This is a genomic window from Streptomyces sp. NPDC047917, assembly GCF_043204345.1.
Taxonomy (GTDB): domain Bacteria; phylum Actinomycetota; class Actinomycetes; order Streptomycetales; family Streptomycetaceae; genus Streptomyces; species Streptomyces sanglieri.
This window is the reverse complement of record NZ_JBIDCA010000002.1, coordinates 65,013-86,294: the sequence shown is the minus strand read 5'-3', so window position 1 is coordinate 86,294 and position 21,282 is coordinate 65,013. Positions and strand designations below refer to the sequence as shown.

General features: G+C 72.3%; 16 protein-coding genes. 2 read left to right on the top strand and 14 right to left on the bottom strand.

What is annotated here, in order from left to right:
- Window positions 1-135: 135 nt before the first annotated feature.
- Window positions 136-1,500, top strand: coding sequence for a hypothetical protein (locus tag ACGF8B_RS04095; RefSeq protein ID WP_392734605.1), 1,365 nt, complete (start codon window positions 136-138; stop codon window positions 1,498-1,500).
- Here the strand turns inward: ACGF8B_RS04095 and ACGF8B_RS04090 are convergent.
- The 10 genes from ACGF8B_RS04090 to ACGF8B_RS04045 are packed head-to-tail and all read right to left on the bottom strand — an operon-like array spanning window position 1,490 to window position 14,309.
- Window positions 1,490-2,272: a hypothetical protein gene (locus tag ACGF8B_RS04090; RefSeq protein ID WP_392734603.1), complete on the bottom strand. Its 783-nt coding sequence runs from the start codon at window positions 2,270-2,272 to the stop codon at window positions 1,490-1,492. The genes ACGF8B_RS04095 and ACGF8B_RS04090 overlap by 11 nt on opposite strands.
- Window positions 2,272-3,813, bottom strand: a complete 1,542-nt coding sequence (locus tag ACGF8B_RS04085) for an AMP-binding protein (RefSeq protein WP_392734601.1) — start codon at window positions 3,811-3,813, stop codon at window positions 2,272-2,274. Before ACGF8B_RS04085 ends, ACGF8B_RS04090 begins: the two co-directional genes overlap by 1 nt.
- Before the next feature lie 5 nt (window positions 3,814-3,818).
- A complete protein-coding gene (locus ACGF8B_RS04080) occupies window positions 3,819-4,874 on the bottom strand; it encodes an amino acid--tRNA ligase-related protein (RefSeq protein ID WP_392734598.1) in 1,056 nt (351 codons plus the stop codon).
- A gap of 12 nt (window positions 4,875-4,886) precedes the next feature.
- On the bottom strand, window positions 4,887-6,254 hold the full coding sequence (locus ACGF8B_RS04075) for an FAD-binding oxidoreductase (RefSeq protein WP_392734596.1): 1,368 nt from the start codon (window positions 6,252-6,254) through the stop codon (window positions 4,887-4,889).
- Window positions 6,251-7,579 (bottom strand): acetyl-CoA carboxylase biotin carboxylase subunit family protein, encoded by a 1,329-nt coding sequence (locus tag ACGF8B_RS04070; protein ID WP_392734593.1) that lies wholly within the window; start codon window positions 7,577-7,579, stop codon window positions 6,251-6,253. Before ACGF8B_RS04070 ends, ACGF8B_RS04075 begins: the two co-directional genes overlap by 4 nt.
- Entirely contained in the window at window positions 7,576-7,860 is a 285-nt protein-coding gene (locus ACGF8B_RS04065; RefSeq protein WP_392734591.1) for an acyl carrier protein, read from the bottom strand. Before ACGF8B_RS04065 ends, ACGF8B_RS04070 begins: the two co-directional genes overlap by 4 nt.
- A gap of 35 nt (window positions 7,861-7,895) precedes the next feature.
- The gene (locus tag ACGF8B_RS04060; protein ID WP_392734590.1) at window positions 7,896-9,488 is read right to left on the bottom strand and encodes a condensation domain-containing protein; all 1,593 of its coding nucleotides are present in this window, start codon (window positions 9,486-9,488) and stop codon (window positions 7,896-7,898) included.
- A gap of 4 nt (window positions 9,489-9,492) precedes the next feature.
- Window positions 9,493-10,839, bottom strand: coding sequence for a hypothetical protein (locus ACGF8B_RS04055; RefSeq protein ID WP_392734589.1), 1,347 nt, complete (start codon window positions 10,837-10,839; stop codon window positions 9,493-9,495).
- Between the two features lie 12 nt (window positions 10,840-10,851).
- On the bottom strand, window positions 10,852-12,600 hold the full coding sequence (locus ACGF8B_RS04050; RefSeq protein WP_392734587.1) for an ABC transporter ATP-binding protein: 1,749 nt from the start codon (window positions 12,598-12,600) through the stop codon (window positions 10,852-10,854).
- Complete coding sequence (locus ACGF8B_RS04045; RefSeq protein WP_392734585.1) at window positions 12,597-14,309, bottom strand: ABC transporter ATP-binding protein; 1,713 nt, start codon at window positions 14,307-14,309, stop codon at window positions 12,597-12,599. The genes ACGF8B_RS04050 and ACGF8B_RS04045 overlap by 4 nt, the downstream gene beginning before the upstream one ends.
- A 712-nt stretch (window positions 14,310-15,021) precedes the next feature.
- Here ACGF8B_RS04045 and ACGF8B_RS04040 point away from each other — a divergent pair.
- Entirely contained in the window at window positions 15,022-16,194 is a 1,173-nt protein-coding gene (locus ACGF8B_RS04040; RefSeq protein WP_392734583.1) for an acyl-CoA dehydrogenase family protein, read from the top strand.
- A 63-nt stretch (window positions 16,195-16,257) separates the two neighbouring features.
- Here ACGF8B_RS04040 and ACGF8B_RS04035 read toward each other — a convergent pair whose 3' ends face one another.
- Genes ACGF8B_RS04035 through sbnB form a run of 4 tightly spaced genes read right to left on the bottom strand, consistent with a single transcriptional unit; the run spans window position 16,258 to window position 21,247 of the window.
- Complete coding sequence (locus ACGF8B_RS04035) at window positions 16,258-18,018, bottom strand: non-ribosomal peptide synthetase (RefSeq protein ID WP_392734581.1); 1,761 nt, start codon at window positions 18,016-18,018, stop codon at window positions 16,258-16,260.
- Window positions 18,015-18,908 (bottom strand): metal-dependent hydrolase, encoded by an 894-nt coding sequence (locus ACGF8B_RS04030; protein WP_392734579.1) that lies wholly within the window; start codon window positions 18,906-18,908, stop codon window positions 18,015-18,017. The genes ACGF8B_RS04035 and ACGF8B_RS04030 overlap by 4 nt, the downstream gene beginning before the upstream one ends.
- On the bottom strand, window positions 18,905-20,257 hold the full coding sequence (lysA, locus tag ACGF8B_RS04025) for a diaminopimelate decarboxylase (RefSeq protein ID WP_342283751.1): 1,353 nt from the start codon (window positions 20,255-20,257) through the stop codon (window positions 18,905-18,907). Before lysA ends, ACGF8B_RS04030 begins: the two co-directional genes overlap by 4 nt.
- 3 nt (window positions 20,258-20,260) lie before the next feature.
- On the bottom strand, window positions 20,261-21,247 hold the full coding sequence (sbnB, locus tag ACGF8B_RS04020; RefSeq protein WP_392734577.1) for a 2,3-diaminopropionate biosynthesis protein SbnB: 987 nt from the start codon (window positions 21,245-21,247) through the stop codon (window positions 20,261-20,263).
- Window positions 21,248-21,282: the final 35 nt, after the last annotated feature.

Genomic DNA, 21,282 nt, shown 5'->3' with positions numbered 1-21,282 from the left:
CCCTGGCCGGCCGGTGGGCGCGGACGGCCGGCCTCCGGGCGTCATGGCACGGCTGTGCCGTGGTCTTCCGGGTCTGCTAGCGTTGCCCTCTTCCTCGCCTGACTTCTTTCGCAAAGCCCTTCAAGGAACTCGCGTTTGATACAGAACGATCGCTGGACGACTGTCGCGCCGTGGTACTTCTCGGCCGAGCCCAGAGCACTGGAACCCATCCGGCAGTCCCTTCCGGACGACGGACCTCACCGCGCCTGGGCGAACTTCTCCTTCGTGGCGGACACTGGTCATCTGCACAGCGTCGATCTGCTGGTGGCCGGTCCCGACGGGCTGCACCTGCTCGAAGTAGACGTGTCCCAGGGCCAGTTGCGCAACGAGGGCGGCATCTGGCTGCGTACCCGCAACGGCACCACGACGGCATCGGACAGCACCCGTGACGTCGCCGCGGTCAAGGCGCGACACCTCACTGCGGTGCTGCGCCGGGCCGCGGCCGGCAGGTTCCTGACCGTACCCCCGGTCCGCGGATCGGCGTTCCTCAGCGATCCGCGCTCGTCCGTCGACCTCACCGGGCCCGACGCGCAAGGGGTGTTCGGCCCCGACGAGCCGGCCGGCCTGTCGCTGCCCGGCGTCACCCGGGACCTCCTGGGACGGCCCGCGAGCGACCGCGCGGAACGGCCCGGCCGGCGGTTCCTGCGGGCTCTGCCCGGACTGCTGGACCGGATCGGCATGCATCCGGTCGAGCACTGGCCCCGGGTCGGCACCTGGCAGCTGACCGCCAAGCCGGTCGCGCTGACCGACCGGTGGCAGGACTTCGTCTCCTGGAGCACGGTCTGGGACAAGGCGCCGTGCCGGGTACGCGTCTACGCCCCCGGCACGTCCCGCACCAGGACCGACGAGGCGGTGCTGCGCGAGTACCTGCTGCTGCGCGAGTTCGACCACCCGGGCATCGTCACGGTGGACACGCTGGAGCACCACCCGCCCGGACCGGTGCTGATGTTCCATGTCGAGAAGAAGCAACTGCTGCGCCTCGACCACATCCTGGCCCTGTACCGCTCGCTCTTCACCCCCGCCGTCCGGGCCGGGATGATCCGGCAGATCGGCGCGGGACTCGCCCACGCGCATGCCCGGCAGATCGCCCACTGCGCGCTGAGCACGCGCGCGGTGATGGGGATTCCCCGGCCGGCCCAGGGCGAGTCGGTGCACGACGGCTGGCGCGATCCGGGCCTCCAGATCACCGACTGGCATCACGCCGCCGTCGCGGCCGCCGCCACCGAAGGCCCCCCGGCGCCCGCCGCGGTGGCCCGGGACCTGCGCGCTCTGGCGGACGTCGCGCGGGAGATCTGCGCCGGTGAGCCGGCGGCCGGGTTCGCCGGGCTGCCCGACCGCCTCGCCACGGAGCCGGACTTCGCCGGGCTTCACCCCGCCGCGCAGGTCCGCCGGCTCACCGACCGGCTGGCCGAGGCCGCCCTGTCCCCGGCCGCCGGCCCGGCGGTGCCGGTCACGACGTGATCGCTCCGTGCACCAGCTCGGCGACCCGCGGATCTCCCAGCAGCTCGTCGTGGACGGTGCCCAGGCGTGACGGGTGGCCCGCGCACCAGCCGGGCAGCGGATGGTCCGCGGAGGCGATGACGGTCGCGTCCTCGACCGGGCCGGTCCGGCGCCCGGCCGCCACCAGATAGCCCAGGTAGTCGGCGAAGCGCGCGCACAGCATCGTCCGCAGGTGCTCGGGCATCCCGGCCCGGGCCGTGGCGTGTTCCACGATGCGCCGCTGCTCGTCGCGCAGCCGCTCGGCGACCGACGCCAGATCGTCCGACTCCGCCAGGGCGTCGCAGACGGCCGTGGCCTCGGCGAGCATCCGCTCGTCCAGGTGGGCCCGGAACGTCTCGGTGGCGGCCACGAACTCCGACCGCAGCAGTGCTCCGGCGACCTCCGTGGGGTCGATGGTGACCAGGGCCGGCGGGCCGTCGGGGCCGGTGCAGGCCCGGCGCAGACCGTCGGCGAACGCGACGCCGGCACAGAACGTCACGATCGCCCGGACCGGGCGCTCCGGTTCCGGCAGTGCGGCGGACCACCGGTCCACGAAGCGGTCCGGATCCGCCTCGCCGCGCAGGTCCGAGCCGATGCCCAGCGGCACGGTCAGGTGGACCCCTTCCCCGCCCGGCAGGTTCGCGGCGAGCCGGGCGAAGCCCTGCTGGTTCGGCCGGGGGCCGAAGTCGACCGCGAGTACGGTGCCCGCGGCACCCTCCGGCCGGCGCAGGGACCGCCACAGTTGTTTGCTCATCAGCACCCTTCCTCGTCGGTGACCGCTTGCCGCAGCGCGTGGTGGTCCACCTTGCCGCTGAGGTTGAGCGGCAGCTGCGGCAGCCAGGTGAAGCTCTCCGGCACGGCGTAGTCCGGGACCAGACGGGCCACTTCGCGACGGACGTCCGCGCCCGGGCCGGGGTCACCGGTGAGCACGGCCCGCAGGTGGACGCCCTCGCCGGCGCGCGGGACGTCGAGCACCACCGCCTCGGTCACGCCCGGGCACCGCCGCAGCGCGGTCTCCACCTCGCCGAGTTCGATGCGTTGGCCGCGCACCTTCACCTGGCGGTCCAGCCGGCCCTGATGGACCAGCACCCCCTGCTCCCGTGTCACCCGGTCGCCGGGGCGGTACCACTGGTCGGCCGGCACCTCCCCCGCCGCCGGCCCCAGGGGCACCCCCTCGGGGCTCATGAACCGGCCGGTGTTGTGCTCGCCGACGAGATAGCCGCCGAACCGCTGTTCCCCGCGCACGCAGAGCTCCCCGTCGTCCGCCGGGCGGCGGTTCTCGTCCAGCAGGACGGCGTCGAGGTGCGGGAACACCGTACCGATCGGCACGGTTGCGTTGCTGGTCTCCGGCCAGTCCGCCGGATCGGCGGGCAGCCGGAAGTCGGCGCAGAGCACGGTGAGTTCGGTGGGTCCGAACGCGTTGGCGATCACGCTGTGCGGTGCGGCCGCCGCCCAGGTCCGTGCCTGGTCCAGGGTGAGTTGCTCGCCCATGAAGACGCTCCACCGCAGATCGGGCAGGCACCCCGGGGGCAGCGCCCGGTACCGCCGGGCGAGCGTGATCACCGAGGGCACCGAGAACCAGTGGGTCAGGGCACGGCGGCGGGCGTACGTGGCGGGGATCAGCAGTTCTCGCTTCTCCGGCACCACCAGCGTGCCGCCGGCCCCCCAGGTGGCGAAGAGATCCAGGACGGAGGGGTCGAAGGTGAATCCGAAGGTCTGCGAGACCCGGCTGCCGGGGCCCAGCTCGTACCGGTCGATCGCACAGCCGAGGAACGCCGACACATTCGCGTGGCTGATCGGCACGCCCTTCGGCTCGCCGGTCGACCCCGAGGTGAACAGGATGTAGGCGGGGCGCTCCGTGAGGTCCGGTGCCGGTGCCGGTGTTTCCGGTCCCTGGAGGAGTTCCTCCAGGGAGTGGACCGGCACGGTCCACGGCTCCTCGCCGTCGGCGGGGCACAGGGCGCCTGCCGACGGGCGGTCGGCCAGGACCAGCCCGGCTCCGGCCTGTTCCAGGACCGAGCGGTTGCGGGCGGCCGGCGAGCGGGGGCTGATGGGCACCACGGTGCGGCCCAGCCGCAGCACGGCCAGGTAGCCGACGTACCCGGCGAGCGTGCCGCCGGTGCACAGGCCCACCACGGCGGTGTCGTGCCGGGCCAGGCCGGCCGCCGTCCGCTCGACCAGGCCGGCCAGCTCCGCGTAGGTGAGCCGGCGCTCGGCGGTGTCGAGCGCGACCGCCTCGGGCGTACGCGCGGCGGTCCCGCCGAACCAGTCGTAGAGGGGCCGGGCACCGGGCATCCGGGTCACGGCCGGTCGACCGAGGCCGGCCAGGCCTGCTCTTCCGCGATGCGGGAGACCAGCGGGATGTCACGGATGTCGTCGTGCCGCAGTGCCCAGAGCAGGAACCGCTCCACACCGAGCCCGAACCCGGAGGTGACCATCGGGGCCTCGTCCTTCATCCGCGCGTACCAGGCGTACTCCTGCTCGGGCACCTTGTGCAGCGCGAGCCCTTCGCGGACCTGCTCCCCCGTGGTGTGCCGGTGCCCGGCCCCGACCACCTCGCCGATGCCGAAGTAGAGGTCCGCGTTCTCCGCCACCCGCTCATTCCCGTTCTCGAACGCCTGGTAGAAGGGGACGCTGAGGTGGTCGAAGTGGGTCACCCAGACGAACTCGCCGACCAGTTCCATGAGCCGGCGCTCGGCCGCCCGGCTCAGCGACCGGGCACCGTCGGCGGAGGTGATGACGCCCTCGCCGTCGAGCAGCCGCACCGCCTCCTCGAAGCGCAGGCGTTCGAAGGGCTGGTCGCCGACCGCCACCCGTTCCAGGTGGCCGACGTCGCCGAGCGCCGCGCGCAGCGTCTCGTCGTGTTCGGTGAGCACGGCGGTGGCCATGGCCCGTACGTAGCCGTTGACGTAGTCGACGAGGTCGTCCAGGTCGCCGGGTATCTCGGCCTCGCTGTGGACGAACTGGCCGAGGTGCGTCGCGTCGGGCTCGTCGCCGCGGAAGCACGGCAGGATGTTGTGGCAGCCCTGCGGGGAGACCCGGCAGCCGTACTCCAGCATGAACTGCATCGAGTCGGCCAGGTACGTCTCGACCCCGTTGACCTGGACCGGCACCGGCACCGAGTCGCTGCCCAGGCCGGTGGGGCAGGTGACGGTACGGGTGGTGATGGGGAAGTGCAGGGCCCGCACGGATCGGCTGTGCGCGTAGTTGTACGTGGCGCGCACGACGGTGTCCTGAAGGCCGGCGACGAGCCGTGCCCAGGGGGATCCCAGTGAGCGGCGGAAGCCTCCGTCGGCGTCCGACCAGAGGCGGGGGGCGTTCAGCGAACCGGCTGCCGCCATTTCAGCAGTCTTCATTGAGGCCGTCCTTCAGGCGCGTGTGGGCGAGGGGCTGATGTTGTGGTTTCCGCGGAACACATTGGTGGGGTCGACCTGCGCCTTGAGACCCGCCAGCCTGGCGTACCGGTCGGCGCCGTAGACGTCGGCCGCGCTGCGGCCGCTGCGCTGCGTGTAGTTGACGTAGCTGCCCTCGGACCGCCATGGCCCGAGGTCCCGGATCAGGCCGCCGGCCCAGCCGCGGCCGTGGTCGTCGTCGGCCGGGTCGTCCCAGGCCGCGGAGGCGGAGCAGATGAACGAGGCGTCCCGGGAGGGGAAGGCGGTGGCGTCGTCGTCGACACGTGCCACCGCGCCCCGGAAGTAGCCCAGGTCGATGGTGGAGTACGTGGTCAGGCCGTCGACCGCGTACCGGACGAGTACGTCGACGGCGTCGGAAGGCAGGTCGGTGAGATAGCCGGAGGTGGTGTAGTACCGCCGGCCGGCCGGCTCGCTGCCGTCGCCCATGGACTGCAGCTCGGCGAAGGGCATGACCCGGTCGAACGTGCCGGCGGGCGGGCAGTCGGCGAACAGCCCGGCGGCGGCCTGCGGGCCGCCCTCCGCGCCGAGCCACACCGTGGTGAACGCCAGCACCGGCTCGCCGTGCAGCCGCTCGGGTATCCAGTCGGCTGCGGGCGCCCGCTTGAAGGCTCCGTTCAGCTGGAGTTCGTCGGGCTGCGCGGGCATGGCGTCCCGGTAGGCCCGCACGGCGTCGGCGGCCTGCTCGATCGGGTACACGGTGGAGCGGACCCAGACGTCGCCCACCGGTCGCAGGCGCAGGGTGAACCTGGTGACGACGCCGAAGTTGCCGCCGCCGCCGCGCAGCCCCCAGAACAGTTCCGGATGGTTCTCGGCGGACGCCTGCACGATGCTGCCGTCGGCCAGGACGACCTCGGCGGCGACCAGATGGTCGCAGGTCAGCCCCCATTTGCGGGCCAGCCAGCCGTATCCGCCGCCGAGCGCCAGTCCACCGAGTCCGGTCTCGGAGACCACCCCGACGGGGCAGGCCAGGCCGTGCGGCAGGGTGGCGCCGTCGAGGTCCGCGAGCAGTGCCCCGCCCCCGGCGACCGCCGTCCGGTGCTCCGGATCGACGTCGACGCGCCGCATCGGGCCGAGATCGATGAGCAGGGCGTCGTCGGCCAGGGCGAGACCGGCGACGTTGTGACCGCCGCCGCGTACCGTCACCGCGAGGCCGTTGGCTGTCGCGTACCGCAACGCGGCGGCCACGTCGCTCGCGTCGGAGCAGGGGACGATGACGGCGGGCCGCCGGTCGATCATGCCGTTCCACACCCGGCGGGCCTCGTCGTAGCCCGGATCGCCGGGCCGCAAGGCCGCTCGCAGTGCCTCTTCGGCCGTCCTGCTCATGTGGTGGTTCCTCCGGTTCCTGCGCTGGGCTCGCCGGGGTTTCCGGCCAGCTGGTGAAGCCATGGGTCGGCAAGCAGGCCGTCGGCCTCGAACAGCCGCGCCACGCGGGCCGCCACGGTGCGCACGAGCTGTCCCGCCGACTCCGCGTCGGCCGCGGTGATCAGCACCTTGACCGCGTGGAACGCGGTGTCGGAGCGGGCGTCCCCGTGCTGTGCGACCTCGTCCACCCGCACCACGCCGGGCAGTTCCCGTATCTGTGGACGGGTGACGGACGAGCGGACCGGGCCGGTCCGTTCCGGGAACGGCACGTACAGGCTGACCAGCACCTCCGGCCGGGTCGGGGCGGCGGTCGCGGGCCGGTGGCCCAGCGCCACCTCGAACGCGGCCCGGACCAGGCCGCCGCCGCCCATCATGCTGATCATTGCGGCCACTTCGCCGCCGAGCCGGCCGTTGACCTCGATGACCTCCACCCCGTCCTGCGACACGCGCAGTTCGGTGTGGCTGACCCGGTCGCGTACGGTCAGCGCGTCCAGTGCCGCGGAGGTGGTGGTGAGCACCGCGTCGAGCACGTGCGGCGGGAGTTGCGCGGGCAGCACGTCGCCGGTCTCGCGCACCGCGTGGCGGCACGGCCCGGTGCCGCCGGCCACCGCGAGCGGGGTCTTGTCGAAGACCGCGACATGCGTGTGCTCGCCGTGGTGGGTCACCGTTTCCACCGACACGTAGTCGGCCAGCCAGTGGCGGCCGGACGGGTGCGCGGCCCGCTCGATCATCTGCTCCAGCACGAGGCCGGACCAGTTCTGGCGCCGGCCGGGCTCGGCCTCCAGATCGGCGGGTCCGGAGAGGAAGCTGAGGTCCGTACTGGCGGTGCCCCGGCGGGGTTTGAGGACCGCGGGCAGCCCGACCTCCGCCGCGGCCCCGATCAGCCCCTCCGGGGAGTCGACCGGTGCCGAACGCACCGTGGAGACGCCTGCCGCGTTGAGCAGTCGCCGTTGCACCAGCTTGTCCCACGGGTGGTCGGCCTCGGTGGCACCGGGCAGACCGAGCTCGCGCACCGCGGCGTCGTACGCCTCCAGCTCGGCGTCGTGGAAGGTCACCAGGCCGTCCAGGCCCAGTGCGGCCAGTTCGCGCGGGACGTCGTCGCCGATCACCGCGACGGTGGCCAGCGACTGTCCGAGGCGGACCATGTCCGGTTCGGCCGCGGCGATCTCGCGACGGACGACGAGCACGACCTCGCACAGGCCACGTCCGGCCAGTACCAGGTCACGCAGGTTCGCGGCCGCGTGCGGCGCGTGCAGCACGCCGAGCCGCGGCGGGGTGCCGCTCACGCGGTCGTCCCCTCGGCGGTCGCCAGTCTTTCCGCGCAGGCGTCGATCAGCGCACCCAGAGTGCCGTCGATGAACGCGACCTCGACCGGGAACAGGATGCCGAGCCGCTGCTCGACCCGGTCGATCATCGTGGCGATGAGCAGCGAGTTCCCGCCCGCCGCGAAGAAGTCGTCGGCCGGTGAGGGGTCTGTCGTGTCGAGCGCCCGGCACCACTCCTCGGTGACGACGGCGGTTGCCCGGTCGACAACATTCCTACCGACCGGTATGTGCTTCTCCTGCATGTTCTCTCCCGTGCTTCGTGCTGGCCGAAACGGATTCAGCTGTCCGCCGGCTCCGCCCCGGTCGCGTCCCGCAGCGCATCGACGAAGCGCTGGTGCAGGGCCGCCACGTCCGATGGGGTGAGCAGGCCGGGGCGGTGGGTCCAGAAGGCCTCCAGGCTGTCTTCCCCGGCCGCTTCCAGCCAGCAGGTCAGATCGAGCCGGGCCTGCTCGGTGTCGGCCTCGCGGCCGGTCAGTTCGAATCCCTCGCCGCGGTACGCGGGCCTGGCCACGTCCTGCGCGCCGAACGCCACCCGGATCTCGGGCGGGGTCCCGCCCTCCTGCCGGAACCAGGCGCGCACGCTCTCGAACGGCACGTCCTGGTGGCGGGCGACGAAGAGGGTGGTGTCCCGGACCCGGGCCAGTACGTCGGCGAAGGGCTCGGGGCCGTTCGTCCGGACCCGGATCGGCAGCACGTTGACGAAGCAGCCGATCGCGTTCTGCGACTCGGGGGTGGTACGCCCGCTGAAGGCGGCGCCGACGGCCAGGTCTTCGGTCCCGGTCCAGCCGGCCAGTGCGACGGCGAAGGCGGCCAGGCCGACCATGTGCAGCGTGGCACCGTGCCGGAGCGCGAGGCGCCGTACGGCACGCGCGAGGCCCTCGTCGACCGGCTCCCGGCGCTGCGCGCCGAACCCCTCCCCGGCGCCGGACGGCACCGACCGGGGGAACGGGACGCCGGCGGGCAGCCCGGTCAGGCTCCCGGCGAGCTCCGCGACCGCTCGCCGGCCCTCGGGCCCGGCCAGCCACGCGTGCTGCCGTGCCCCGAACACACCGGGGCCGGGCACCGGGGCGAGGTCGGCGACCCCGCCTTCGGCACGGGCCGCGCAGCACTCGCCGAGCTCACGGACCAGCAGCTCCAGCGACCGGGCGTCGAAGACGGCGTGGTGCACGGTGAGGAGCAGGGCGGCCGCGCGGTCGCGATCGGCGACCAGCCGGGCCCGGAACAAGGGGGCCTGCCCCAGGTCGACGGCGTGTCCGGCGTCCTCGGCGGCCAGTTCGCGCAGCCGTTCCGGACCCGGCGGAGCCGCTTCGCTCACCCGGGTCACCGGAACGCGCACCGATGCCGCGACCCGTCGTTCCGGCTCCGCGCCCGCCAGCACGAAGGCCGTCCGCAGCGCCTCGTGCCGGGCGATCACGTCGCCCAGTGCGTCCTCCAGCACGTCCGCGGCGAGGTCGCCGCGCACCCGCACCACCACGCTGATCAGGTACGCGGTCGCCTGCGGTGCGAGCTCCGCCGCGAGCCACACGGCCCGCTCCGCGGCGGTGAGCGCTCCGTCGGCGGACTCCGCCGCCGCGTCGGTGCCGCGCGCCCGGCGGGGCAGCAGCCGCAGGTGGGCGACGAGCGCGCCCAGCCGGGTCTGCTGGAAGAGGTCGTCGAGGGTGACGTCGATGCCGAGCTCGTCCTGGATCCGGGCAGCGGTCCAGGTGGCCAGCAGCGAGTCGCCGCCCAGCTCGAAGAAGTCGTCGTCGTCCGTGGCCTCGGCGCCGAGCAGATCACGCCAGATCCCGGCCACGGCTGCCGTCAGCTCCGCCTCCTCGCGCCGGCGGCGCTCGGCGCCACCGGCCCGGCGGCGCACCCCCGAGGTCTTCATCGGCTCAGTCAACGAAGGCCAGCAATCTGCGCAGGTTGGCCGCGACCGCGTGCCGGAAGGCGTCGTGGCGCTCCGGCGCGGGCACGGGCACGACGCAGTCACGCCACGACCAGGCCCGCCAGACGATCGCCGCCTGCTCTCCCAGCGGACGCGCGTCGGTGATCCGGTCCCGTGACACGTACGGCGTCCACTGGTCCAGGTACGCGTCGGTCAGGGCCTGCCGGACCCGCTCGCCGTCGGCGATCTCGTTCTGCTCGAACTCCCGCAGGACCGTGGTCATCCCGCACAGGGGATGGCCGATGCCCGTCTCCGCCCAGTCGAAGAAGATGTCTCCCTTCGGGCGGAACGAGACGTTGCCGTGCCAGAAGTCGATGTTGACCAGTACGTCCGGGAGTCCGACCGCGGCCAGCTCGGTACACCGGCGGTCGAACTCCGGCCGGAAGTCCAGCAGTCGGCGGTGCTCCTCGCCGGTCAGCCCCCACTCCCGCCCGATCCCGAGCCGCTCCGGTTCGGCGAGCATCCGCTCGAACAGGCCCGGGAGTACGCCGGGTCTGCGGTCGGGCACGCCCAACTCGACGAGTTCGGCGATCCGTTCGGTGGTGGACTGCTGCATCTGTGCGTACCGCTGGACGGACGACCGGTAGCGGGGCACGTCCTCGGCGGCGGTCACGTCCTCGATGAAGGTGCAGTCGCCGATGTCCGCGGAGAGCAGCCAGCCGCGTTCCGGCTCCACGGCGATCACCGGGACGATGTTGTCGGGGAACCAGGTGCCGAGCCGCTGTGTCAGGACCGCCTCGTGCGGGAAGCCCGGCGGCGCCGCCTTCAGGAAGACGTGGCCCTCCTCGGTCGGCGCACGCAAGGTGCACGCCCAGGGCGAGACGAGGAACTGTTCGACCGGCCCGGTGAGGCCGGTGCCGCGCTCGCGCAGCCGGGCGGTGAGCCAGCCGGTCGCCCCGGCGTACCAGCCGGGACGCGTCCACGGCACGTCCGGGAGCGCGAACTCACCACCGAACCAGCCCTCGGCCAGCGCCCGGTCCACCGGATCGAGACCGGTCAGCGCCCCGATGCCGGACGCGCTCACCCACCGCGCGGCCCCCGGCACGGCCGACGGCTGCGCGCACCAGTGGTGTGCGTAGACGACGCCGGCCTCCGGGCCGCTCGCGGTGTCGACCAGGGTGCCGAGACGGACGGTGTCCCCGCCCAAGCGCTCCCGCAGGACGGCGCGTACCCGCTCCGGCCCTCCGGCGGGGTGGCGCGGCAGCGACCACTGCCCGCCGTCCCCGTGAACCAGTACCTGTCTCCCCCCGTCGGCCACGACGATCGTGCGCGCCTCGGTCCCGTTCCCCGTCACGATGTGCTCCCCTCACCCGGTGCGGTCATCGCCGCGCTGCTGTCGCTCTCCAGCGGCGCCGGCCCACAAGTGGCGCATTTCGGCACTTGAGTCGAGCAGCTCGGTGAGAGTGCCGACCGACTCCACCTCGCCGTCCTTCAGCACGACGATGCGGTCGGCGCGCTCGAACGCGGGCCGGCGGTGCGATACGGCCAGACAGCTGCGCGGCGTCCCCTGGTCCAGCAGCCGTTGCCACAGCTCCCGTTCGGTACTGACGTCCAGTGCGCTGGAGATGTCGTCGAAGACCAGCAGCTCGGTCTCCCGGACGAGCATCCGGGCGGCGGCGACGCGCTGCACCTGTCCGCCGGAGAGCTTGGTGCCCCGAGGGCCGACCATCGTGTCCAGGCCTTCCTCCAGGGCGGTCAGGTCGTCGTCGAAGACCGCGCCGGCCAGGGCCCGGCGCACTCCGTCCTCGTCCGCCTCGTGTCCGGCGAGGACGTTGGTGCGCACCGAGTCGCTGGTCAGCCGGGGAACCTGGGAGGTGTACGCGGCCATGGGCGGTACCAGCTCGTGGACCTCCTGCCCGTTCCAGCGCACCTCCCCGCTGTCCCGGGGCAGCAGTCCGAGGACCGTGCGCAGCAGTGTGGACTTGCCCGCGCCCACCCGGCCGGTGACGACGACGAACTCGCCGGCGGCGATGTCGAAGCTGACGTCGGTGACCCCGTGGCCGGACTCCGGGTGCCGGTATCCGAGGCCGCGTACCCGCAGGGTGTCCAGCGGGGCGCCCGGCGGGGCCACCGGTGCCGGTACGGGCCCGGGCAGTGCGGTCACCGCGCCCGGTACGGCGTCCTCGATCCGCTGGAGCGAGGCGTCGGACTGCATCACCAGGGCGAGGTTCTGGCTGAACAGCGAGGTGAAGTCCGTCACCCAGCCGACGTAGACGATGAACAGCGCGAGGTCACCGACGTTCATGGTGCCGTCGTGCAGGTGCGTGGCCGCCAGCACGAGCACCAGCCCGGTGCCGATCGCGGTCGTGTTGTTCCAGATCGCGCCGAGGAACACATCGGTGAACAGGCGGCTCTGCACGGTGCGCTTGCGACGGACCTCGTTGAGGCGGGTGAACCGGTCCAGCACGTGCGGCTTCGCACCGGCCAGCTGGATCGCCTGGATGCTGTTGAAGACGTCGCCGAGGAAGGCGCTGACGTCGCCGGCCGCTTCCCGGCCCTGCCGGTGGTAGTGCTTGATCTTCTTGCTGGCCATGTTGATCAGGAAGCCGGCCACGATCAGCGGCACGCAGACCACCGCGGTGATCAGCGGATCGATGGTGACCATGACGGCGATGGCGATCAGTGCCTGGACCGCCGCTCCGATCACCATGAGTGTGTAGACGACGGTGCTGGACACGGTGGCGGTGTCGTCGGTGAGCCGGGACACCACGTCGCCGGTGGGGTGCTTCAGCCGTACCGCGCCCGGCTTGGCCAGGACCCGGGCGAAGCCGTTGCGCATCAGCAGCCCGATGCCGGCGGCCTCGCAGATCCCGTCGTAGGCCACACACACCAGCAGCGAGGCGACCCGGGCCAGGGCGGCGCCCACCAGAATCGCGATCAGTACCCAGAAGCCGGTGGACAGACTCCCGCCGTCGCTCAGCCGGTTCAGGATCTCCCGGATCACGAGGCCGGGCACCAGCGGGAACACACTGCGCAGCAGCTGCATCAGCAGGTCGAGGGCGAAGGCGCCCGGTGCGGACCTGGCGATCTGCCCGAAGACTCGGAACGCGCTCATGCCGCACCTGCCAGAAGAGCCGAGAACCGGGATCCCTCGGTGCCGGCCAGCTCGCCGCGCGGCCCCGACTCGGCGACCTCTCCGGCCTCCAGCACCGCTATGTGGTCCAGTTGCCCGACCGTGTCCAGGTGGTGCGCGATGACGATGGCGGTGCGTCCCTGGAGCAGCTTGCGCACGGCGGCGCCCACGATCCGTTCGGTCGCCGGGTCCAGCCGGGAGGACGCCTCGTCCAGCAGCACCACGTCGGGATCGCGCAGGAAGACCCGGGCGAAGGTGAGCAGTTGGGCCTGGCCCGCGGAGAGCGCGCCGTCGCTGATCACCGTGTCCAGCCCGTCCGGGAGTGCGTCCAGCCACTCCCGCATGCCGAGCACCGACATCGCCTCTGCGATCCGTTCGTCACGGACGCCCGGGTCGAAGAGTGTGATGTTGTCCCGGACGGAGGCGTGCAGTACGTGGACGTCCTGGGTCACCACGCCGACCCGGGACCGCAGTTCGGCGAGCGGAACCGTACGGATGTCCACGCCGCCGAGCCGCACCGAGCCCTGCTGCGGGTCCATGCCGCGGTAGAGCAGACGGCCGATCGTGGTCTTGCCGCTGCCGGTTCGCCCGAGCAGTCCCAGGGACTCGCCGGCGGGCAGCCGGAGGCCGACTCGCCGCAGGGTCGGGCGGCCGTCCACGTAGGCGAAGTCCACGTCGTCGAAGCTGAGCGAGAGCCGGCCTTCCGGCAGTGTGCCGTGGCCGGTGTCCGGTACCGCGGTCCGCCGTTCGGAGAGTTCGGCGATCCGGTCCATGCCGGCGATCGCGGTCTGCAGGCCGTCGATGCGGTTGGAGATCCGGAACAGGGTGAGGCTGAGCAGGCTGGCGTAGAAGTAGCTGACATAGACCGTGCCGAGCGTGATGCCGCCGCCGCGCAGCAGCAGGGCGCTGGCCACCAGGATGGCCGCGGTGGCACCCGCGACGCTGAGTTCCAGGGCGCTGGACGAGGCCCGGAAGGCGACGCTCTCCGCCCGCATGGTGCGCCGCAGACGCTCCAGCAGTGCGTCGAGCCGTCCCCGGGTCCAGGCGTCACTGCCGTTGGCCCTGATGTCCTCGGTCGCCATGATGCGCTCTTCCAGGAAGCCCGCTATGTCGGCGTTGTCCTGCCGCAGCCGGTGGAAGAACGGCGAGGCCACGCGCTGGGTCCGGCGCAGCACCGGGATCACCACGAGGGAGAAGACCAGGAGGATCAGGCCCAGCCGCCAGTCCACGCCGAAGCTGACCGCCAGGATGCCGAGCGAGAGCAGCAGGTTGGCGAAGATCTGGAAGGTGAACGTGGAGAAGAACTGGGCCAGTGTGGCCACGTCCCCGTCCACCCGCTTGATCAGCTCTCCCGGGGTCTTCTCCTTGTGGAACCCGAGGTCGAGATCGAGGCAGTGGTCGGTGAGATCCATCCGCATCCGGTTGGTCGCCCGCCAGCCGAGGTCCTCGGCGAAGTAGCCGGCGACCGACACGACGATCTGGTGGGCGATGGTCAGCGCGATGAAGACCAGGGCGATCCGCACCAGCGTGTCGACGTCGGCGCCGCCCTTCGCTCGGTCGATGAACCGGCCCAGCAACTGCGGGTTCCACAACGACAGTCCGACCTCGGCGAACAGGAGCAGGAGCAGGAAGACCGCCATCCGCCAGTTCGGCGCCAGGTAGGACAGGAGCAGGTGGAGCCGCCGCCTCATTCGCCCACCGGCCGGCCGGGCACACCCGGCACGCGCCGGATGATTCCTCGATCGTTCACCACTGCACTCCCTCGCGAGTGAAACCCTTGCCCGGCTCGACGGAACAGTTCGGCACCAGGGGTCGGCCCGGTCGCCGCACGGGCACGGAGAGCCGCGGTCCGGAGCAACTGGGCGAGCACCCGAAACCGCTCGCCGTGATGGGACCGACGCCATAAAAACAGTCGCGTCATTCGCCTGTCAACCATTCAAATGGCTGTGCCACAGCGGCTGTTAGTGGTTTGGTCATTCCCGTACGCGTCGCGGGGCACTTCGTCCGGAATGGCCACGAGCACCGGGCTTATTTCGGCGCCGCCACCGCGGACCGGGCGGCCATGGCGACGGGCGGCATTCGATTCGGCCGTACGGGATTTACGGGAGGTGTACCGGAAGTCGGTCCCGACCGCGCCACGCCCGGCGTGCTCACATGTGGCGCAGAACACGAAATTGACGTGACGTCACTTCTCTGCCGCCGTCATCTCCCGCTGAAATCGGGGTCGTTGGCGACGTCGGCGGCCGGTCCGTGGACCGTGGGCCCCGTTACGTCGCTGACAATCGCGGGTGAGGTGGTTAGCCTCGGTCACTCCGCGGTCCGTGGGCCATCCCTCGACGGACCGCCCGACGCCTCGCGGCCCGTCGAGCGCCGCGACACGCAAGCCGCCTGGAGGACTCGCCCATGACTAGCGCAGCCGCCCCCGCCACAGCCGCCGAGGCCCTCGAACGCGTCGACGCCCTGCGTGACACGCTGCTGGCCGGCGGCGACGCGGCCGACCGCACGGCGAGCTTCCCGCACAAGGGAATCGATGCCCTGAAGGAGAGCGGGCTGCTCTCCGTCGCCATCCCGACCGAGTACGGCGGGGCCGGGCTGGCGGCGCCCGCGCTGGCGGAGCTCGCCATGCGGATCGGCCGGCACTGCGGCTCGACCGGCATGATCTGGGCGATGCACCAGCTCCAGCTGGCCTGCCTGGTGCCGAGCGCGGCAGCCCGGCCGGTGCTCGCGGACTATCTGCGCCGGGCCGCCGCCGAACAGCACCTGGTCGCCTCCGTCACGTCCGAGGCCGGCATCGGCGGCAACCTCCGGATGAGCAGGGCGGCCCTCGTCCAGGCCGGTGAGGACTACCTGCTGGAGAAGCACGCCACCACCGTCTCCTACGGCGAGCAGGCGGACAGTCTGCTGGTCACGGCCCGGCGGGACGATCGGGCCGCGCCCGACGACCAGGTCCTCGTGCTGGTCCTGGCGGAGCAGGCGCGGCTGCGGCGCACGGGCCCGTGGAACACGCTGGGCATGCGGGGCACCTGCAGTTCGCCGCAGCACCTCCAGGCGGTCGTGCCGCGCGCCCAGGTGCTGGCCGAGCCGTTCGGCGCGATCGCCACAGGTGTCATGGTCCCGCTCTCGCACATCCTCTGGGCGGCCGTCTGGACCGGGATAGCGACCGACGCCTTCCGTCGCGCCGTGGCGTTCTCACAGGCGAAGGCGAAGGCGGGCCGTCGCGGCAGCACGTTCGTGCCGGACTCGCGCCTGGGGCGGATGCACGCCGTGCTGACGATGCTGCGGGCGGAAGTCCGGGGGCTCGCCGCGGAGTTCGCCGACAGCCGGGACGCCGGGGGCCCGCCCCGGGACCTCACCGTGCCGGCCAACGCGCTGAAGGTGTCCGCCTCGGAGGAATCGGTCCGGGTGGCCGCGCTGGCGCTGGAGGTCTGCGGCATGGCGGGGTACTCGGAGGAGGGCGACTTCTCGGTGGCCCGCCACTTGCGCGACCTCTACTCGGGCAGGATCATGATCGCCAACGACAAGCTCAACGCGGTCAACACCGAGCTGCTGCTGACCGGCGAGGACTTCCTCGACTGAGCCGGGCCCCCGGGCGGGAGCCGGCCCGGCTCCCGCCCGGGGCACCGCACGGACCGGTCCGGATCACCCGGTTCCGGAAGAGCCGGCGGCCCTGATCGCGGCGGCCAGCTCCGCCGCACAGGAATTCCCCATAATCTCCGCGTTCCCAATTTTCACGCCGAATCGGCGCTCCACCTTCAGCTGCACGCGAAAGGCAAGGAGCGAGTTTCCTCCGAGAGCGTAGAAATCATCGGAACGATTGATTCCTGTAACGCCCAGCAGCTCCTCCCAGAGCGTGATGACAAATTCTTCCTCGGCGCTTCCGGGTGCCCCGTCCGTCCCCGGACCGGAACCGCCCGCGGCCAATTCGTCGAGGAGCCCGGAAACATTCCGCTTACCGTGCTGGTCGGCCGGAATTCTGTCGACCAGCCTGAGGTCGCCGGGCACCAGGAAGTGCGGCAGGTTCTGTTCGGCCGCGGTCCGCAGTCCCTGCCGGGTCGCGCCGCCACCGGCGACCAGGAAGGCGACCAGACGCCGGTCGACACCGTCCCCGACCGGGACCACCATGGCGTCCTGGACCTCGGGGAGACCGAGGAAGAACCGTTCGATCTCTCCGGGTTCGACCCGGTATCCACGGATCTTCACCTGCCGGTCGGCGCGCCCCAGGAAATCGATGACGCCGTCGTCGCGGACCTTCACGAGATCCCCGGTCCGGTAGAAGCGGGTGGCGTCCTGCGGCCCCTCCGGTTCCGTGAACCGCTCCGCCGTCAGATCGGGCCGGCCGAGATAGCCGCGGGCCACCTGCGGGCCCCCGACGAACAGCTCACCGGAGCCGCCGGGCGGGACCGGCGCCCCCTCGGGGTCGCGCACCTCGGCCACCACCCCGTCCAGCGGCCGGCCGATCGGTACGGCCCGCAGCCGGGTGTCCTCCATGGTGATCCGGTGTGCGACGCAGGCCGTGGTGCACTCGGCCGGCCCGTAGAGGTTGTACAGGCCGCCGCCGAAGCCGGCCTCCAGGACGACCCGGCAGACCGCCGGAGCAATCACGTCGCCCGCCACGTGGAGCAGGCGCAGCGCGGCGAACGCGTCCGGCTGTTCGTCGGTGACATGGCCGGCGACCATGGTCGGGACGAGCATCGCGGTGATGCCCAGTCTGCGTATCTCCGCGTCGAAGCCCGCGGCCAGCAGGTCCGGCACCAGCGGGAGCACGGTCACCTCGGCACCGGCCGCGAAGCTGTTCCACATCTCCCAGTGGAAGAGGTCGAAGGAGAGGCTGGAGACCTGCCCGATCCGGTCCTGTTCGGTCAGCCGCGGCAGCGCCGGATTGCGGGCGAACGCCACCACGTTGCCGTGCTCCAGCACGATGCCCTTGGGGGTGCCGGTGGAGCCGGAGCTGAACAGCACGCTCGCGGCGTCCCCCGCCCGCGGCGCCGGCAGCGGGCCGGCGGCCGGTGACGCGCCGGTCAGCGGCAGGGGCAGCACCCGGACCGAGTCGCCGTCCAGCCGGTCCGCCCAGTCCGGTTCAGTGATCACCACGCGGACGCCGCTCAGCCGCAGCATCAGGTCGCGCCGCGTGTCCGGGTAGCGGCTGTCGATCGCTACGTACGCGGCGCCGGCCCGCAGCACCGCGAGCAGGACGGCGAAGATGTCGGCCGACCGGTGGAGGTAGACGCCCACCAGGTCGCCGCGGCCGATGCCGAGTCCGTGGATCCGCCGGGCCAACTCCTGGGAACGTGCGTCCAGTTCCCGGTAGGTCAGGGCGTCCTTCCCGTCGCGCACCGCGATCCGCTCCGGATGCCGCGCCACGGTCTCCTCGAAGAGTTCGGTCAGAGTCCCCGCGCTCATGTCGCCGCCCCTCCTGTGGACGTGCCGAGAACCAGCTCCCGGCCGTCGTCGACGAGTTCCAGCCGTGCGACCACCCGGCCCAGCTCCCCGGTGGTCGCGACATGGGTGCCGCCGCACAGCGCCACGACCGGGCCCTGCCGTACCTCGCAGGTGAAGCGGCGCACGTCCGCGAGGCTCGGTCCGTCGGTACGCACCACCACCGGGACGTCCGCGGCGACCCACTCCGCCAGCAACCCGTTGACCTGGGCCTCCAGGTCACCGAGCACATCCGCCAGGCCGTCGGCCGTGAAGCCCTTGCGCCGCAGCGACTTGCCCATCCGGTAGCGGTCGACGCTGTTGTGCGGGCCGATCCGCGAGCTCACGATGGCGATCTTGTCGAAGTCGGGGGCGCCCAGGGAGTCGAGGCCGGCGTCCTTGCGCCACCGGTCCCGCAGGGCGGCGTTGAGCGCGGGCCCGACCAGCTCGCAGCCGGTGTGTCCGGCGGACAGACCGGCCCGCCGCTCCGGATCGACCGACAGCCGCACCCGCTCCCCGAGCAGGGCCCGCGGATCGTCGGCGACGACGTGCACGACGTGCCAGGACCAGTCCGGATCGCCGCGCCGGACCGGGATGTCCCCGGCCACCCACAGCTCGCCGGTGCCCCGGTGGGCGGCGGCGATCACACTGTCCAGCACCTGGAACTCGTGGCCGCCGGCCGCCACGACGCCCTGGTCGCCCGGCTGGTCCGGCCAGGTGTGGTCCTCCGGATGGAACGGGGTGGCGTCGCAGATCAGCCCGTACCGGCCGGCCACCGTCAGTACGTGCCGCACGGTCGCTTCGGCGTCCAGTGCCCCGGAGGGGAAGGACACCGCGGTGGAGTCGCTGGGAAAAGGCTTGCTGGGCTCGGTCATTCCACTTCCAGGGCGAGCAGGTCGTCGTATGTCTCACGGCGCAGCCACAGCCGTGCGCCGCCGTCCCGGACGGCGACCACCGGCGGCCGCGGTGTGTGGTTGAAGTTGTTCGCCAGGCTCCGGCAGTAGGCGCCGGTGTTCGGCACGGCGAGCAGGTCGCCCACCCGGGTGTCGGCGGGCAGGTGGTCGTCGCGCACCACGACGTCACCGGCATCGCAGTGCAGGCCGACCACGCGCGAGAGCATCGGTCCGGCATCGGAGCGCCGGCCGGCGAGAATGCCCGTGTAGAGCCCGTCGTAGAGGGCGGGCCGTATGTTGTCGCTCATCCCGCCGTCGACCGAGACGAAGGTGCGCAGGCCGGCGACGGTCTTGACGGTGCCGACGCGGTACACGGTGATCCCCGAGCGGCCTACGAGGGTCCGGCCCGGTTCGATCGCCAGCCGGGGCGGTTCCAGCCCCAGCTCCGCGCAACTGCGCCGGGTGAACTCGCGCAGTCCCTCGGCGATTTCGGCGGGGGTGCTGGGCCGGTGGTGGTCCAGGTAGGCGATGGCGAAACCACCGCCGAGGCTGACCTCCGGCAGGGAGACCCCGTGCTCGCGGAGGAACTGCGCACGGACCTCCATGACCCGGCGCACCCCCACCTCGAAGGACTCCAGGCCGAATATCTGCGAGCCCAGGTGCATGTGCAGCCCGGCCAGCTCCAGTTCGGCCGCCCGGTGGGCCGCCTCGACCGCGGTGGAGGCGTCACCCGTGCGCAGCGAGAATCCGAACTTCTGGTCGTCGTGGGCGGTGGCGATGTTGGCGTGGGTGTCCGCGTGCACACCGACGTTGACCCGGATCAGGACCTTCGGCCGTACCCCGGCCTCGGCCGCCAGCTCACGCAGCAGCGCCAGTTCGTCGAAGGAGTCCACCACGATCCGGCCGACGCCGTGGCGCAGTCCGGTGGCGAGCTCCTCGGCGGACTTGTTGTTGCCGTGCATCACCAGGCGCTCCGCCGGGAAACCGGCGGAGATCGCGATCCGCAGCTCACCGAGGGAGCAGACGTCCATGTGCAGACCGAGCTCGGCGCAGATCCGGGCGACCGGCCGGCACAGGAAGGCCTTCCCGGCGTAGTAGACGTCGAAGTCGTGGAAGACGGTGCGGAATTCGGTGCACCGGGCCCGGAAGTCGTCCTCGTCGAAGACGTACATCGGGGTGCCGAACTCGGCGGCGAGGTCGTCGACCCGCAGTCCGCCCACGGCGAGTACGCCGTCGGCGGCGCGGTGCGCGGAGGCCGGCCACAGTCCGTCCGGAAGTGCGTTCAGGTCGGCGGGCTCGGTGAGCCACTCGGGCTGCGTGGAGGTCAGCACCCGTCACGCTCCATTCGGGGCGAAGAAGTCGGAGATCTCGGTGGCAGTGCCCGCCGCGACGGCGCGGTCGAGCACGAACCGGCCCACGGCGAGGTCGAGGATACCCATGCCGAAGGGGGAGAAGATCACTGGACGGTCGGCGCGCGGGGTGACGTCCCCGCGCAGCACATCGGCGAGCGTCCCGGTCACGAACGACCGGTCGCCGAGCAGTTGTTCGGCCAGATGCGGCGAGGTGTTCTGCTTCAGGCAGTGGTCCACGTCGTCGACGATGTTGTCGGCGTGCAGCAGGGTCTGGGGCTCCAGGTCGCGCAGCGACACGTGCAGGACCAGCTGGCCGGGCCGGAAGCGGAGGTCGGCCGGCAGGTGGGGGCGCAGCGCCGTGGTGGCGAGGACGACGACGTCGGCGTCGCACGCGGTGGCCAGGTCCGCGGCCCGGCCGCCGGGGAGTTCGGCCGCGAAGCGCTCGGCCGCCCCGGGGTTCAGGTCGTGGCAGTGCACCACCGGCGGTGCGGTCGTGGCGGCGGCCAGGTAGCGGCAGATCTCCCGGGCGATCACTCCGGCGCCGATGACGCCCCAGCTGCGCGGCGGGGTGTCCCGCAGGACCCGGGCCGCCAGTGCGGCGGATGCCGCGGTGCGGGCGGCGCTGATCGTCGCCGACTCCAGCAGCGCCTTGGGGTACCCGGTCCGGTAGTCGTTGAGCACCAGCACCGCGGAGGCCCGGGGCAGTCCCCGGTCATGGTTGCCGGGGAAGCTGGAGATCCATTTGATCCCGGCGGTCTCGGCCTCGCCGCCCAGGAAGGCGGGCAGCGCGATGATCCGGCTGTCCGGCTTCTGGGGGAACCGCAGGAAGTAGCTGTCCGGGTTGACCGTCCGCCCCGCGTCGTGCAGCAGGTACGCCTCGCGCACCCGGTCGATCACGTCCTGCTCGGCACCGGCCAGAGCCGCGCGTACGGCGGGTCCGCCGACCACCGAGAAAGTCGTCGTAGTCATGTTCTCGCTTTCCATAGGGGCTGTCCGTGGTCCGG